Annotated in this window: 12 protein-coding genes, 1 pseudogene and 1 riboswitch; of the genes and pseudogenes, 1 reads left to right on the plus strand and 12 read right to left on the minus strand. The window is 70.9% G+C overall.

All coding sequences use genetic code 11. The features are described from left to right. Positions 1 to 44 precede the first annotated feature (44 nt). From C4T78_RS19490 to C4T78_RS19540, 11 genes and pseudogenes are all read right to left on the minus strand, one after another. Entirely contained in the window at positions 45 to 1,001 is a 957-nt protein-coding gene (locus tag C4T78_RS19490; RefSeq protein ID WP_177242021.1) for a 4-(cytidine 5'-diphospho)-2-C-methyl-D-erythritol kinase, read from the minus strand. 337 nt (positions 1,002 to 1,338) lie between these two features. Continuing rightward, complete coding sequence (locus tag C4T78_RS19495; protein WP_093349680.1) at positions 1,339 to 2,148, minus strand: MetQ/NlpA family ABC transporter substrate-binding protein; 810 nt, start codon at positions 2,146 to 2,148, stop codon at positions 1,339 to 1,341. Positions 2,149 to 2,345: 197 nt separating this feature from the next. Then, entirely contained in the window at positions 2,346 to 3,029 is a 684-nt protein-coding gene (locus C4T78_RS19500) for an ABC transporter permease subunit (protein ID WP_170210204.1), read from the minus strand. After that, positions 3,026 to 4,045: a methionine ABC transporter ATP-binding protein gene (locus C4T78_RS19505; protein WP_093156006.1), complete on the minus strand. Its 1,020-nt coding sequence runs from the start codon at positions 4,043 to 4,045 to the stop codon at positions 3,026 to 3,028. The genes C4T78_RS19500 and C4T78_RS19505 overlap by 4 nt, the downstream gene beginning before the upstream one ends. Before the next feature lie 245 nt (positions 4,046 to 4,290). Then, positions 4,291 to 4,378, minus strand: a riboswitch (SAM riboswitch). 175 nt (positions 4,379 to 4,553) lie between these two features. Further along, entirely contained in the window at positions 4,554 to 5,417 is an 864-nt protein-coding gene (gene rsmA / locus C4T78_RS19510; protein ID WP_177247498.1) for a 16S rRNA (adenine(1518)-N(6)/adenine(1519)-N(6))-dimethyltransferase RsmA, read from the minus strand. A gap of 223 nt (positions 5,418 to 5,640) precedes the next feature. Further along, positions 5,641 to 7,131, minus strand: coding sequence for a resuscitation-promoting factor (locus C4T78_RS19515; RefSeq protein ID WP_093349682.1), 1,491 nt, complete (start codon positions 7,129 to 7,131; stop codon positions 5,641 to 5,643). Between the two features lie 582 nt (positions 7,132 to 7,713). After that, positions 7,714 to 7,965, minus strand: a pseudogene (locus C4T78_RS19520) (transglycosylase family protein); the annotation flags it as partial. Positions 7,966 to 8,245: 280 nt separating this feature from the next. Next, positions 8,246 to 9,079 (minus strand): TatD family hydrolase, encoded by an 834-nt coding sequence (locus tag C4T78_RS19525; RefSeq protein ID WP_093349685.1) that lies wholly within the window; start codon positions 9,077 to 9,079, stop codon positions 8,246 to 8,248. Positions 9,080 to 9,148: 69 nt separating this feature from the next. After that, the gene (metG, locus tag C4T78_RS19530) at positions 9,149 to 10,942 is read right to left on the minus strand and encodes a methionine--tRNA ligase (RefSeq protein WP_177247499.1); all 1,794 of its coding nucleotides are present in this window, start codon (positions 10,940 to 10,942) and stop codon (positions 9,149 to 9,151) included. Positions 10,943 to 11,108: 166 nt separating this feature from the next. Next, complete coding sequence (locus tag C4T78_RS19535) at positions 11,109 to 11,957, minus strand: esterase/lipase family protein (RefSeq protein WP_093349690.1); 849 nt, start codon at positions 11,955 to 11,957, stop codon at positions 11,109 to 11,111. Positions 11,958 to 12,166: 209 nt separating this feature from the next. Then, the gene (locus tag C4T78_RS19540; RefSeq protein WP_093350155.1) at positions 12,167 to 13,189 is read right to left on the minus strand and encodes a glycoside hydrolase family 183 protein; all 1,023 of its coding nucleotides are present in this window, start codon (positions 13,187 to 13,189) and stop codon (positions 12,167 to 12,169) included. 91 nt (positions 13,190 to 13,280) lie between these two features. Here C4T78_RS19540 and C4T78_RS19545 point away from each other — a divergent pair, with 91 nt between their 5' ends. Further along, complete coding sequence (locus tag C4T78_RS19545; protein WP_374703885.1) at positions 13,281 to 14,570, plus strand: aminodeoxychorismate synthase component I; 1,290 nt, start codon at positions 13,281 to 13,283, stop codon at positions 14,568 to 14,570. 157 nt (positions 14,571 to 14,727) lie between these two features. Here C4T78_RS19545 and rsmI read toward each other — a convergent pair whose 3' ends face one another. Then, positions 14,728 to 15,561: a 16S rRNA (cytidine(1402)-2'-O)-methyltransferase gene (gene rsmI / locus C4T78_RS19550; RefSeq protein ID WP_093349693.1), complete on the minus strand. Its 834-nt coding sequence runs from the start codon at positions 15,559 to 15,561 to the stop codon at positions 14,728 to 14,730. Positions 15,562 to 15,644 lie beyond the last annotated feature (83 nt).

Here is a 15,644-nt window from a genome sequence, read left to right on the forward strand (position 1 = left end):
ATCACCCGGTGAACGTCGATTTCGCGCGAAATCGACGCGACCGCTCAGGCGTGGACCTGGGGCGGGGTGGGGCGGTGGGCCGGTTCTTCGGACACCAGCTTGGCGCCCGGCACCGGGCCGTGGGCCACGCGGACCGTGCGGCAGACACCCGCGCCGGACAGCTCCGCGGCCACGCGCACCGCCGCGTCCGCGTCCGTGCACAGGAAGGCGCAGGTCGGGCCGGAGCCCGAGACGATGCCGGCGAGCGCACCCGCCTGCACGCCCGCGCGCAGCGTGCGGCGCAGGCCCGGGCGCAGCGACACCGCGGCGGCCTGCAGGTCGTTGCCCAGCAGCAGCGCGAGCTGGCGGGGATCTCCGGAGGCCAGCGCCTCCAGCAGCGGTTCGACCTCACCCACCCGGTTCGGCCGGGATTCCTCCCGCAACCGGTCCAGCTCGGTGTAGACGGCGGGCGTGCTCAACCCGCGCCGGTCGAGCGCGATCACCCAGTGGAACGTGTGCCGGGCCAGCACCGGGACCAGCCGCTCACCGCGGCCCGTGCCCAGCGCGGTGCCGCCCTGCAAGGAGAACGGGACGTCGCTGCCCAGCTTCGCGCCGAACTCGCTGAGCTCGTCGCGCCCCAGCTCCAGCCGCCAGAGCTGGTTGAGCGCCAGCAGCGTCGCAGCCGCGTCCGCACTGCCCCCGGCCATGCCCCCGGCGACCGGGATGCCCTTGTTGATCGACAGCCGCACGCCGGGTTCCTCCGGGTCGCGACCGCTGTGCTCGGCGAGCAGCTGCACCGCCTTCCACGCCAGGTTGCTGGCGCCGGTCGGCACCGAGTCCGCGCCCTCGCCGTGCACGTCGATCCCGGGTTCCTCGGCGACCAGCACGGTCACCTCGTCGGTCATCGACAGCGCCTGGAAGACGGTGACGAGTTCGTGGTAGCCGTCCGGTCTGGCGTCGCCGACCGAGAGGTGCAGGTTCACCTTGGCCGGGACGCGAACGGTGATGGGGGTAGGAACCACGGAGAGCACACTTAGAGCGTACGTGCCCAAGCCACTCCACCGCCGACTTCCCTGCGCAAGATGCTGTTCCAGGCTCGATCTGCGTAGCGGTGCGGGTGGCGGAACCTCAGACACCGCCTGGACCGCGGGAGCCCGTTCTGATGTATGTCCGATACACGGCGAACGGGCTGTCCTCGCCAGGCGACCTCTGAGAACCCGCGGCGGTGCCGGTTCCGGGCGTGGGCCAAGCGGCTGCGCCGCTTCGAGATAAAGACAAAGACCGAGGTCCGGGGCTGGAACGGCGGGAGGGCACCTTCCGGGCTGTGGCCCGGAAGGTGCCCTCCGCTGGTGCTTCGGGTCAGGAAGCCGGGATCACGGCCACGCCGCCCCACTTCTGGTTGATGAAGTCCTTCACCTGCTGGGAGCGCAGCAGCTCGGCCAGCTTGGTGATCCGCGGGTCCTTGGCCAGCGCCGGCGAGGTCACCAGGCCGTTGGCGTACGGGTTGTTCTCCGCGCTCTCCACCGCGATCGGGTTCTGCAGGTTGGCCTTGATCGCGTAGTTGCCGTTGACCACCGCGACGGCGGCGTCGTCCACCGAGCGCGGCAGCTGGTCCGGCGAGAGGTCCTTGAAGTCGATGTTCTTCGGGTTCTCCGCGATCGCCGACGCCAGCCGGGTGCCGACCGCCGCCTCCGGCTTGAGCTTGATCAGCCCGCCCTGCTCCAGCAGCTTCAGGCCGCGGAACTGGTTCGCCGGGTCGTTGGACAGCGTCACGGTGGCGCCGTTGGGCACCTCCTGCAGCGTCTTGAACTGCTTCGAGTACGCCGCCAGCGGCTCCAGGTGCACCGGCGCGATCCACTCGAAGTCACCGCCGCGCTGCTTGCGGTACTCCTCCAGGTACGGGACGTGCTGGAAGAAGTTCGCCTCCAGCTCTCCGTGCGCCACCGCCTCGTTGGGCCGGTTGTAGTCGTCGAACTTGACGATCTCGATGCCGATCCCGGCCTGCTCGGCCAGGTTGTCCTTGACGTACTCCAGGATCTCGCCGTGCGGGGTCGGGCTGACGCCGACGCGGATCGGGGCGTTGGGGTCGTCGGCGGCGGACGAGCCGCCACCGCACGCGGTCAGCGCCAGACCGGCGGCGGCTACCAGGGCAGCGAAGCGCAAACGCATCAGGAAATGTCCTTTCTGGACGCCAGAACGGGAACGAGGTCCCGGACGAAGGAGGATCGGGTCTCGGCCCGAAGATCGTTCGAACTCGGTCTTGTCTTCGAAGCGGCGCAGCCGCTCAGCCACGGGCTCACGCGGTCCAGGCGGCCTCTGAGGTTCCGCCACCCGCACCGCCACGCAGAACGACCAGGAACCGGCCTTCAGCCCGCCGCGGTGCGGCGGCGGTCGACCAGCTTGGCCGTGAGATCGGTGATCAGCTGCATCCCGAAGGCGAGCACCGCGAGGACCACGACCGAGCCGTAGAGCAGCCGGTCGTCGTAGCCCTGGTAGCCGTCCTGGATCGCGGTCGTGCCCAGGCCACCGCCGCCGATCGCGCCCGCCATCGCGGCGTAGCCGATCAGCGCCACCGCGGTCACGCCGACCGCGCCGACCAGCGCGGCCCGCGCCTCGCCGAGCAACACCGTCCACACGATCCGCAACCTGCTGGATCCCGTGGTGATCGCCGCCTCCACGACGGTGAAGCTGACCTCGCGCAGCGCGTTCTGCGTCAACCGCGCGAAGAACGGGATCGCGCCGATGGTCAGCGGCACGATCACCGCGGTGCTGCCGATCGACGTGCCGATCAGCAGCCGGGTGAACGAGGCCAGGACCACCAGCAGCACCACGAACGGCACCGAGCGCACGACGTCGACCACGACGCCGAGCACCCGGTACAGCACGGGTTTCGGGTTCAGCCCGACCGGCGAGCTCAAGTGCAGCAGGACACCGAGCGGCAGGCCTCCGAGCACTGCCAGCAGGGTGGACACCAACACCATGTAGAGCGTGCCGAGCGTTGCTTCACCGAGGGTTGCGAAGACCTCCGACCAGGGGGTCACATCACTCACGCAGCAACTCCGTCAACGCACACCGGGGCGCGTCGCACGTGCGCGTCCCGTTCGACCATCCACTTCAGCGCGGCCTCGGCGCGTTCGCCGCTCAGGCCGACCTTGAACTTCGCGACCGGCGTGTCACCGAGGCGGGTCAGGCCGCCGCCGAGGATCGCCAGGTCGATGCCGAACCGGCTGGCCGCCTCCGGCAGCAGCGCGCCGACCGCGGCGAAGCCGACCAGCACGACCTCGGCGACCACGTCGTGGCGGCCGTCGGTCGGGCGCAGCGGCTCGGCCTGGTCGGTGGCGGGCAGCAGCGTCGAGCTGACCCGGCTGCCGGGCTCGGCGACCAGGTCGAGCACCTTGCCGTGCTCCACCACGCGCCCGCCGTCCAGCACCGCGACGTCGTCGGCGATCTTGCGCACCACGGCCATGTCGTGGGTGACCACCAGCACGGTGACGCCCAGTTCGGCGCGGGCGCGGTCCAGCACGGTCAGCACCGAGTCGGTGGTGCTGGGGTCCAGCGCGGAAGTCGGTTCGTCGGCCAGCAGCACCGAGGGCTTGGCGGCCAGCGCTCGCGCGACCGCGATCCGCTGCCGCTGCCCGCCGGAGAGCTGGTCGGGGTAGACCGAGGCCTTGTCGGTCAGGCCGACGAGGTCCAGCAGCTCGCCGACGCGGCTGCGCCGCTGCGGGCCGGACATCCCGGCCGCCTCCAGCGGCAGCGCGACGTTGCCCGCGGCGGTGCGCTGCCGCAGCAGCGAATCCCCTTGCGGCACAACGCCGATCTGCCGGCGCGCGGCGCGCAGCGCCTTGCCGTCGAGGGAGACCAGGTCGGTGCCGTCGACCCGGATGGCGCCCGCGTCCGGCTTCTCCAGCAGGGCGATGCAGCGCGCCAGCGTGGACTTGCCCGCGCCGCTGGGACCCACCACGCCGCACACCGCGCCGGCCGGGACCTCCATGGTCACGCCGTCGAGGGCGCGCACGGTGCCGTTGTTGTGCTGGAAGGACTTGGTCAGGTTCTCGACTGTGATCACGATCGGCTCCACATCAGCTCGCGACGGCCGCGCTCCGCGCAGGAGCAGCAGGCCAGGGAACTTCGGAAAGGGAGGAAGGGCTGGGTCACATCTCGCGACGACAGGCGGTGGTGGTCCGCCGCCCGTGGTCGATGACGCGACGCTGCGTCAGCAGCCTCCGGATGTGGCTTTGCGATGACCGTGCCGAAAAGGTCCGGGTCTGCCCCGCGGTCGAGTCGGCTAACAGCGCGTTGGAATCCACAGCTACTCCATCGGTCCTGGCGTTAGCACCTGCCCGTCGGGTGGTTGCTGCGGCGTCTGGGAGCCAGGTCTCTCGGCCGCTCGGGATGGATTTCCCGAATAGTAGAACCCACTGGCGGATTCCAGCGCAAGTTGATAGCCGTCACTTTCCGAAATCGTTCGCCAAATCACACACCCGGACGAGCGGGAATTTTCCCGCCGCACCGGGTGTTAGCGGTGACTCCGGGTAGTGCATTCGCTCCGGTTGGCAAGCGCCCGGACGGGTGGTTCAGCGGTCCGCGGCAGCGAGTTCCGCGATGCGCGCGAAGTCGGCGACCCGCAGCTGCTCCCCGCGGGTCATCGGGTCCACGCCCGCCGCCCGCAGCAGCTCCTCGGCTCGCGCGGCAGAACCCGCCCAGCCGGACAGCGCACCGCGCAACGCCTTGCGCCGCTGGGCGAAAGCCGCGTCCACGACGCGGAAGACGTCCTCGCGCGGCGCGCTCGACGGCGGCTCGACGCGCCGGAACGACACCAGACCGGAGTCCACATTGGGCACCGGCCAGAACACCTTGCGCGGCACCGGACCCGCGCGCCGCACGTCGGCGTACCACGCGGCCTTGACGCTCGGCACGCCGTAGACCCGGCTGCCGGGCTGCGCGGACATCCGGTCGGCGACCTCCGCCTGCACCATGACCAGCCCGTGCTCCAGGCTCGGCAGCTCGGCGAGCAGGTGCAGCACGACCGGCACGGCCACGTTGTAGGGCAGGTTGGCGACCAGCGCGGTCGGCGCAGCCGGGAAGTCCTCGGCGCGGACCCGCAGCGCATCGGCCTCGATCACGGTGAGCCGATCGGCCAGACCGGGAGCGAACTCCGCGGCGGTGCGCGGCAGCCGGGCGGCCAGCACCGGATCGATCTCGACGGCGGTCACCGCACCGGCGGCGGGCAGCAGGGCCAGCGTCAGCGAGCCCAGGCCGGGCCCGACCTCCAGGACGACGTCGTCCGCGGTGACCGACGCCGAGGACACGATGCGCCGCACCGTGTTCGGGTCGTGCACGAAGTTCTGCCCGAGCTTCTTCGTCGGCCGGATGTCGAGTTCCTCGGCCAGCCGGCGCACGTCGGCCGGGCCGAGCAGCGCAGCCTGCTGGTCGTCCACGGGAAAAACGTACCCGCAACGCCTCCCGAGGCCCCGACCAGGTGCGCCACGGCAAAAGCCCGTGAGCGCTTCGGGGCGCTGCAACACCCAGAAGCCCTCACGGGCCCAAAACGATCGCCACCACCGAAGCATCAGCAGCGAGGCGGGGCCGAGAGCCGACCTGCGTCAGGCAAGCAGCGAAGCTGCTCTCGGCGGTAAAACGACCACCGCGAAGCTACAGAGATCAGCTCAGGCCGAGCTTGGCGGAGCAGCCCGGCCAAGCGCCGTAGCCGCCGCCACGGGCCGCGCGGACCTTCTCCGCCACCGCGATCTGCTGCTCACGGCTGGCCTGGTGGGGGTACGGGGCGTACTGGTCGCCGCCGTAGGCGTCCCACGTCGACTTGTTGAACTGCAGGCCGCCGTAGTAGCCGTTGCCGGTGTTGATCGACCAGTTGCCGCCGGCCTCGCACTGCGCCAGCTTGTCCCAGACACCGCTGGTCGGCGGCTGCTTGCCACCGACGCGCACGACCTTCTCCTGGGCTTCCTTGGTGATCTTCTCGCCGACCGTCTCGCGGTTGACCTCTTCGCCGTTGCGGGTGGTCACGCGGGTGGTCACGATCTTCTCGCCGGGGACGCCCGGGAACTCGACCCGCTCCTCGCCCTTGAACATCGTGTTGTCGACGATCTCGCGCACCGGCGGCTCGACCGGCATCGTCACGTTGATCACCGTGCTGCTGTTGCGGACGATGCGGATCTCCGCACCGCTGACCAGTCGCTGGTCGCCGCCCGGCGTGATGGTGTCCTCGGCGCCGAGCTGGAGGTTCTGCTCCTTGACCAGCTCGTCGATGTTGGCGGCGGTGGTGGTCAGCTGCCGCGGCTCACCGGCGCCGTCGATGATGGTGATGTCCTTGCTGGTCTTGATGACCAGCTCCATGCCGTCGGCGGGCACCGCCATGCCGCGGTCGGCGGAGAGCCACGCGCCGTCGGTGGGCACGCCGAGCTGCTGCAGCGCCTGCCCGACGGTGACCGAGCGGACCCACTCCTCGCGGATCTCGCCGTCGACGTTGAGCTTGAGCAGGCGGCCGCGGTCCAGCGTGATGGTGTCGCCGTGGCCGACCTTGGCCTGCGGCGACGGGCTGAGCGCGTCGTGCTGGCCGATGGCGATGCCCTCGTCGGCCAGGACCTCGCCGACGGTGCTCTCGTAGGTGTTGATGGTGCGCTCTTGGCCGTCGATCTCGACGGTCACCGACTTGTCCATCGCGGCGGCCGCGCCGCCGGTGCCGGTGAGGGTGAGCAGCACGCCGGCCACCGCGCCCTTGAGGAAGCGCCGCTTCCAGACGGTGATCGCCTCGACGACCTCCTGCGGCGGAGCGCCGCTCGCCTCGGCCTCCGGCAGTGCGTCCGGGATGACCAGCGGGGGGAGGACGGTGGTCTCGGCGTTGATCAGCCGGATGACCTCGTCGACGTCGATCTCGGCGGTGTTGAGCATGTCCTCGGCGTCCGGGCCGAGCGCCTCGTAGATGTCCGCCGGGGTGATGTCCAGGGCACCCGGCGGGAAGCTCGGGTGGTCCTCGGCCGGGTAGCGCTCCGGCTCGGGCCGGTCGAGCAGACCGACAGCCGTGTGCTGCTCGGGCGCCGAGACCGGGGTGAACCAGTCCGTCGCAGAGTCGAAGGAGTCGGCCCAGTAGTTCTCGGTTCGATGACCGGGATAGCTGGGCTCGCCGCGTCCGTTCACAGGGTCGTTACCTCCCGAAGGCGGAAGTCGCGCTGGTGCGGGACGGGGAATGCGTCGGGCGAGACCACGTCATCGCTCAACTCCCTCGTTCCCTGCAGGCGCACAACCTTCGTGCTTCGTGTCTGTATCCGACTCCCGCAAGCCAACTGCCGTCCTAGCCGACCGGGGCGTCGTTGCCCGCGGCCCGCTTCCCCGACGTACACCGGCGAGACTAACGGGCGTTCCCCATGACTGGTTGTCATCGGTTACGAGGCCGAGACTCTAGCGTGATCAAGCGGAGCAGCCAAGCACCCGGGTCGCGCCTGTGATCTGCGTTACGCCGGTTTGCCGGGCAACCAACCACGATCAGTAAGCGAGATCGCTCGAATTTGCCCCGTTCGGAGGTACCGAAGCGGGTCGTGAACAGATTTCCCGCTGGTCGAGGTGATGTAACACACGGCCCCGACATCCGGTGTCAACGCAGCGGAATCAGCCGTCCGGCGGGCCGCGGACACGAGCCCGGCCCGAGCGCGCTGCGTGCTCGGGCCGGGCTTCCCTCCCCTCACCGTGGGAACTGCACCCTCCGGCGAGTCGTTCAGCTTGCTATCTCGGCAGACCCAGCTTCCTGGCGCAGGCCGGCCAGGCGCTGAAGCCGCCGTTGGCCGCGCGCAGCACCTCGGCGATGGCGATCTGCTGCTCGCGCGTCGCCCGGTGCGGATACCGGTGGAACCGCTCACCGCCGTAGGCGGCCCACGTCGCGCGGCTGAACTGAAGCCCGCCGTAGTAGCCGTTGCCGGTGTTGATCGACCAGTTCCCGCCCGACTCGCACTTCGCCAGCCGGTCCCAGACACCGGCGGCTTGCGCCGTACCCGGCGACACCGCCGTCGCCGACACCGCTCCGGAGAGCACGATGGCCGCCGCGGCGGTCGTCTTCGCGAAATTGCCGAACCTCATCGCCATCCTGACTGCCGTAACTCCGGTCGGGAGGGCCTCCGCCTGGCAGCGGCGGAGTTTCGGGGGATGCCCTCCACCCGGCTTCCGAAGTGGACGGTAGGTACGGCTCGGCGGACTGCAAGCGGGCGCGGTCGAACGCCCCAATAACAAAGGACAGCGGGTGAAGGAAGGCGGCCCCGGGTTACACCTGATCGAGCGCGAAGAGCCGCTCAGCAGTGGCCGTTGTCGCTACCACGAGTTCTTCCAGCGTCATGCCACGGAGTTCCGCAAGATCCCGCAGGGTGTAATTGACGCAGTAGGGCTCGTTCGGCTGGCCCCGGAACGGGTGCGGGGTGAGGAACGGCGCGTCGGTCTCCACCACCATCTGCTCCAGCGGCACCAGCCGCGCCGCCTCCCGCAGCCCCTTGGCGTTGCGGAAGGTCGCGGTCCCGGCGAACGAGAGCACGTACCCGGCGGCCACGCAGGCGCGCGCGAACTCGGCGTCACCGGAGAAGCAGTGGAACACCACCTTCTCCGGAGCGCCCTCCTCGGCGAGGATCCGCAGGATGTCCTGGTGCGCCTCGCGGTCGTGGATCATCAGCGGCTTGCCGCTGCGCTTGGCCAGGTCGATGTGCCAGCGGAACGCCTCCTGCTGCGGCTCCGGCGGCGAGTAGTCCCAGTAGTAGTCGAGCCCGGTCTCCCCGACCGCGACCACCCGCGGGTGCGCGACCAGCTCCTCCAGCACGGCGCGGTCGGCGTCGGCGAAGTCCTTGGTGCGGGTGGGGTGCAGCGCGACCGCGGCGAACACCCGGTCGTCCCACGTGGACGCCTCGACCGCCCACTGCGCCGAGGCGATGTCGTCGGCGACGGTCACCACCCGGCCGATCCCGGCGGCCTCCGCGCGGTCCACGACGGCGCGCACCTCGTCGGGCGTCTTCGCCCCGCAGGCGTCCAGGTGGGTGTGCGCGTCGACGGCGAGCGCGGGCAGCGCCTCCGGCACCGGCGGCAGCTCCCGCTTCCGGTCCCGCTTGCTCATCGCAGCCTCCAGGTTCGACGCGGGGAGGGGCACCCGCGATCGCAGGTGCCCCTCATCCCGTCGTTGGTGTCAGCTCTCGATCGGGGCCCACTCGGGCCCGGTCTCGCCCAGCTTCGGGTCCAGCTTGGCGAACAGCGGGCTCGGCTTGTTCAGCGGCCGGCCCACCTCGATGTCGGTGGAGCGCCACGCCGCCTGCTCGGCCGCGTACTCGCCCATCAGCACCGGGTACTCGATGCTCTCGTCGTCCAGGTCCGCGACCTCGCGGATCTCCGGCTGCGCCGACCAGACCCCGGTGCCGCCCAGCAGCTCGTGCACCTTCTGCGCCGAGTGCGGCAGGAACGGGGTGAGCAGCGTGTTGGCGTCCGAGACCACCTGCAGCGCGGTGTGCAGGACGGCGTCGCGCCGGTCCGGGTCGTCCTTGAGCTTCCACGGCTCCTGGTCGGACAGGTACTTGTTCGCCGCCGACACCACGCGCATCGCCTCCTGCGCGGCGGCCTTGAACCGGGACCGCTCCAGGTGTCCGCCGACGGTCCCGAAAGCGTTGCGGGACAACGCCTTCAGCTCCTCGTCCGCGGCCTTGGGCGCGGTCGGGGCGGGCACCGCGCCGTTGTTCTTCGCGGCCATCGAGATGGAGCGGTTGACCAGGTTGCCCCACTCGTTGGCCAGCTCGAAGTTGGTGCGGCGGACGAACTCGTCCCAGGTGAAGTCGGTGTCCTGGTTCTCCGGGCCGGCCACCGAGATGAAGTAGCGCAGGGTGTCCGGGCCGAACTCGCGCAGGAAGTCCCGCACGTAGATCACCGTGCCGCGGGAGGTGGAGAACTTCGACCCGCTCATGGTGAGGAACTCGCTGGAGACGATCTCGTCCGGCAGGTTCAGGGTGCCGAAGGGGCCGGGCTCGCCGCCCTTGTCGCCCTGGCCGTTGTGGCCCATCAGCAGCGTCGGCCAGATCTGGGCGTGGAAGGTGATGTTGTCCTTGCCCATGAAGTAGTAGCCCTTGGCCGACGGGTCGGTCCAGTACTGCTTCCAGGCGTCCGCGTCACCGGTCCGGCGGGCCCACTCGACGCTGGCCGACAGGTAGCCGATCACCGCGTCGAACCACACGTAGAACCGCTTCATCGGCTGGTCGCGCCAGCCGTCCAGCGGGATCGGCACGCCCCAGTCCAGGTCGCGGCTGATCGCCCGCGGCCGCATGTCCTCGACCAGGTTCTGCGCGAACTTGAGCACGTTCGGCCGCCAGTCGGTGCGGGTGGACAGCCACTCGCCCAGCGACTCGGTGAACGCGGGCAGGTCCAGGAACAGGTGCTCGGTCTCCACGAACTGCGGCTTCTCGCCGTTGATCCGGGACACCGGGTTGATCAGGTCGGCCGGGTCGAGCTGGTTGCCGCAGTTGTCGCACTGGTCGCCGCGCGCACCGTCGTAGCCGCAGATCGGGCAGGTGCCCTCGATGTAGCGGTCGGGCAGCGTGCGGCCGGTGGACGGGCTGATCGCACCGGTAGTGGTCTTGGGCAGCACGTAGCCGTTGCGGTGCAGCGCGAGGAACAGCTGCTGGACGACCGCGTAGTGGTTGCCGGTGGTGGTGCGGGTGAACAGGTCGTAGGACAGCCCGAGGCCCTGCAGGTCCTCGGCGATGACCCGGTTGTACTTGTCGGCGAGCTGCCGGGTGGTCATGCCCTCCTTCTCGGCCTGCACCGAGATGGGGGTGCCGTGCTCGTCGGTGCCGGACACCATGAGCACCTGGTTGCCCGCCATTCGCTGGTAGCGCGAGAAGACGTCCGAGGGCACACCGAAGCCGGAGACGTGGCCGATGTGCCGCGGACCGTTGGCGTAGGGCCAAGCCACAGCGGTCAACACAGAGGCACTCATGCCGACCAGACTACGGTTCGGAGCCGTGTGACCTCGAACGGGTTCCGGGTTCGCCGAGCGCGAGGCCGCGCGGCACGCCCCCGGGTTCGGAGGGATGCGATTTCAATTGAAATCAGACGTCCGATTTCAATTGAAATCGCGTGACCACCGTCACCGGGGCGGCGGTTCAGCAGCGGACCGGTCGGGCGTTGGCCGGGTCCAGGGCGTTGCGGACCAGGCGGCCGACGTTGGGGTTGAAGGCCACCGCGACGTGCTCGGAGAAGTCGGCCGGGCAGACATCCTGCAGGACGATGTTGGTGGCGCCGTCGAGGTGGCCGCTGGTGTACGGGGTGACCAGCTGGTCGTACTTCGTCATGATCGTCGTGTACTCGATGCCGGGCACCGCCGGGCCGTCGGCGTTGAGCTTCGTCATGAACTCCGAGTCCTTGAACAGCTGCCGGCACGAGCCGCACAGGTCGTCCGGGACCTCGCCGACGACCGGGATCTCCTCGGCCAGCCGGTCGAGCAGCTCGGAGGTGCTCTGCAGCGTGGTGCCGTCGTAGAGCGGGGTGATCGCGACGTAGCGCTGCACCTTGTCCGCGCCGCCGAGGAACTTCAGGTAGTACTGCGGCATCACGGTGCCCTCGGAGTGACCGACCAGGTCGACCTTCGCCGCGCCGGTGGCGGCCAGCACGTCGTCGACGAACGCGGCCAGCTCGGGCGCGCTCTCCTCCATCGGCGCGAAACCGCCGGTGATCGGCGGGACCAGCGGCGGGCGGCCGTAGGTCAGGGCGTACACGCAGTAGCCCTCGCCGACCAGCTCCGGGCCCATGTACGCCCAGTTCGTCGACGCCGAGCCGCCGAGCCCGTGCACCAGCACGACGGGCGTCGGGTGCTCCTCGCTGGGCCGGCAGCTCCAGTCGTTGACACCGGGCGGCGCCGGTTCGGCGGTCGCGGGTTCGGCGGTCGCTGGGGTTGCCGCCGCGGTGACCGCGAGCAGCGCCGCCAATCCGGCCAGGGCACCTCTGATCCGCATGTTCGGCCTCACCTCGTCGTGGGGATCTTGCGAACCACAACGGCCGCAGATCACAAAGGTGACGCGCCGAAGCCGATCAGAATCAACACGACCGATCCCCCCGGTCACGAACCCGCAGGTCGCGATGGGCACCCGGTCGATTTCGCGAGAAATCGGCGTTCACCCGGGTGATGGTCGGTTCGTACGAGATCGCCCGCTGGCGGTGGTGGTCAGGCGAGGTCGGCTCGGAACAGGTCGACGTTGTACGGGACCCACTGGGTGAGGGTGAAGTGGATCGCCGGGCCGTCCACCGACCACGGGTGCTGGAAGCCTCCGTAGAGCCCCGGGTACTGGGCGCCCGCCACCAGGACCTCGCCGTCGGTCCACGGTCCGGTCAGCTCCGGGGCCGTGCGCAGGACGATCGCCGCGCGGTGCTCGTCGAGGTGCACCGCGAACCACTGGCCGAAGTGGCGGTTGAACTGCACCGACAGCTCCGCGACCGGAGCGCTGAGCACCGGCTCCGCGTCGAGCACGTCGCCGCTCCAGGCCGAGCCGGTCCAGTACTCGTAGGCGGCCGGTTCGAGCAGGTCTTCGGCGCGCACGCGGGCCAGGTACCCGGACCCGAACCGGCCGCTCGGGGTGCCGAGCAGGTGCACGCGGCCGTCGATCACACCGGCGAAGCCGATCATCTGGAACGGGTGCCCGCCCGGGTGGCGGCGGCGGAACCGGCTCCACCAGTGCTGCCCGCTGTTCGGCCACACCGCGGTCGGGGACTTGGTCCAGGTGTGGCCGCCGTCGTCGGAGTAGGCCAGCGCTCCGTAGTTCGTGTGCCACACGCCGGGCATCCCCCAGCGTCGGACGGACATGTAGTGCAGGTAGTTGCGGCCACCGATGGCGATGCCGGAGGTCGGGATGACGGTGTGCTCGCGCGCGGAGCGGTCGGCGGGCAGGAACTGGCCGGCCGCGCCGTCCTCGCGCGGGAGCACCCAGTCGAAGTCCAGCCCGGCGTCGAGATCGGTGCTGGTGGAGCGGGCTATGACGTTGAACCGCCAGTCGGCGTGCTTGGGCCCGGCGCCGCGGCCACCCCAGCCCTCGCCGTAGGTGTCGCCGAAGGCCACCAGCACGCCTCCGCGCCCGTCGTCCCACAGGATCCCCAGATCGGTGGCGGTGATCCCGAACCGGCTGGCCGTGCGGTTGCGGGAATCCTCACCGGTGATCCGGGTGAGCCTCGTCGCACCCACCACGCGCACCATGCCGCCACCGTACGCGGGGATCACGTTTCCGCAGGCCAACGATGCTGTCAGCGGTGGCCGGACGGCGTGCCGCGCAGGCCATACTGGCGCCGTGCCGGTTTTCACCCAGCCGATGGACGGGACGGCGAGCGCCGAGCAGGTGCTGCGCCGCTTGGCGGTGCGCGCGCGCCAGCGCGGACTGCCGCCGCCCGCTGCGCTGACCGGCGACTGGTTCGGCGGCTCCGCCGTGCTCGCGCCGTCGGTGCGGATCGACGCCACGCCGTCCGAGCGCGCCTTCACGACGGTCGACACCGCGCCGGTGCCCGCCGAGCCGGGCGGGCCGGTCGGCGGTGGCTGGATCGGCTATCTCGGCTACGGCCTCACCGATCCCGGCCGGCACCCGCACCCGCGGCGATTGCCCACCGCCGCGTGGGGCTGGGCCGATCACGTGCTGCGGCGCGACGCGAGCGGCCAGTGGTGGTTCGAGGCGCTCGGCGTGGAGTCGCCCGAGCTGATCGCGGAGCTGGCCGAGGTGATCGCGTCCGACGAGGTGCCGCCCGCGGACTGGGCGGCGGGGCCGGTGCGGCGCCCGGACCGCGACGAGCACGCCAAGGCGGTGCTGGGCTGCGTCGAGGAGATCGGCGCGGGCGAGATCTTCCAGGCCAACATCTGCAGCCGGTTCGAGGTGCCGTTCCGAGGTGATCCGCTGGAGGTGTTCGCCGCGGGCAGCGCGCGGTTCCGCCCGGCCCGGGCCGCCTACGTGGCCGGATCGTGGGGCGCGGTCGCGTCGCTGTCCCCGGAGCTGTTCCTCACCCGGCGCGGGCGGGTGGTGCACTCCAGCCCGATCAAGGGCACGCTGCCGCGCCGGGGCCCGCAGGACGACCGCAACGCCGAGCTGCTCCGGGCGTCCGCGAAGGACGTCGCGGAGAACGTGATGATCGTGGACATGGCGCGCAACGACCTGGGCCGGGTCGCCGAGATCGGCCGGGTCACCGTGCCGCGGCTGCTGGACGTGCAGGCGCACCCGGGCGTGTGGCACCTGGTCTCGGACGTGCGGGCCGAGGTGCCCGCGGAGCTGCCGAACTCGGCGCTGCTGGCGGCGACGTTCCCGCCCGCGTCGGTCACCGGTGCGCCGAAGGTCCGCGCGCTGGAGCTGATCGCCGAGCTGGAGGCGCAGCCGCGCGACGTCTACTGCGGCGCGGTCGGCATGGTGTCCCCGGTGGCGGGGCTGGAGCTCAACGTGGCCATCCGGACCCTGGAACACGCCGACGGCGTGTTCCACCTGGGCGTCGGCGGAGGCATCACGGCGGACTCGAACCCGGACCACGAGTGGCGCGAAGTCCTGGCCAAAGCCGCCCCGGCCCTCACCCTCCTCACCGCAACCCCACCCCCGGAGGGCTGACCGGGTGCAATTTCAATTGAACTTAGACGTCTGATTTCAATTGAAATTGCACAATCCCTGACGCACCGCCGGTGTGTCGGGCACCCGACACACCGACGAGACGCGCAACTTCCATTGAAATCGACGACGTGATTTCCATTGAAATTGCCGTCTCGGCTCAGCGGCGGGCGGCGAGGACCGCGTCGTAGAGCTCCTTCTTGCGGACGCCCGCCAGCTCCGCGACCTCCGCCACCGCGTCCTTCAGCCGCACGCCCTCCGCAGCGCGCTGCTCCACCTGCTCCACCAGGTCCGCCGGGTCGGCCGCCTCCGGCTCGGCTCCGCCGAGCACCACGGTGATCTCCCCGCGCACGCCCTCGGCGGCCCAGGCCGCCAGCTCCGCGAGTCCGCCGCGGCGGATCTCCTCGTAGGTCTTGGTCAGCTCGCGGCAGACCGCCGCTCGCCGCTGCCCGCCGAGCACCTCGGCCGCATCGGCCAGCGCGTCGGCGAGCCGGTGCGGCGCCTCGAAGAACACGCAGGTGCGCTCCTCCGCCGCCAGCCGGCCGAACCAGCGGCGCCGCTCGCCCTGCTTGCGCGGCGGGAACCCCTCGAAGCAGAAGCGGTCCGAAGGCAGTCCGGACACCGCCAGCGCGGTGGTGACGGCGGACGGCCCGGGCAGGCACGTCACCGGCAGCTGCTCGGCGACGCACGCCGTGACCAGGCGGTACCCCGGATCCGACACGCTGGGCATGCCGGCGTCGGTGACCAGCAGCACGGTGCGGCCCTCGCGCAGCGCGTCGAGCAGCATCGGGGCGCGCGCCGTCTCGACGCCCTCGTAGTAGCTGACCACCTTGCCTGTCGGCACGACGTCGAGCGCGCTGGCCAGCGCCCGCACCCGCCTGGTGTCCTCGGCGGCGACGACGTCGGCCGTGCCGAGGGCCTCGATCAGCCGCGCGGAGGCGTCGCGGACGTCGCCGAGCGGTGTGGCGGCGAGCAGGAGCGTCCCGGAATCCATGACGGCGAGCCTAATGACGACGGCCCCGCCGCTCCCGCGTGGCTCTTTCCGCCGCGATCCACCGTCGGCGGACCGGGAACGCC

Origin of the sequence: Saccharopolyspora kobensis (assembly GCF_900108315.1) — a bacterium.
Lineage (GTDB): Bacteria > Actinomycetota > Actinomycetes > Mycobacteriales > Pseudonocardiaceae > Saccharopolyspora > Saccharopolyspora kobensis.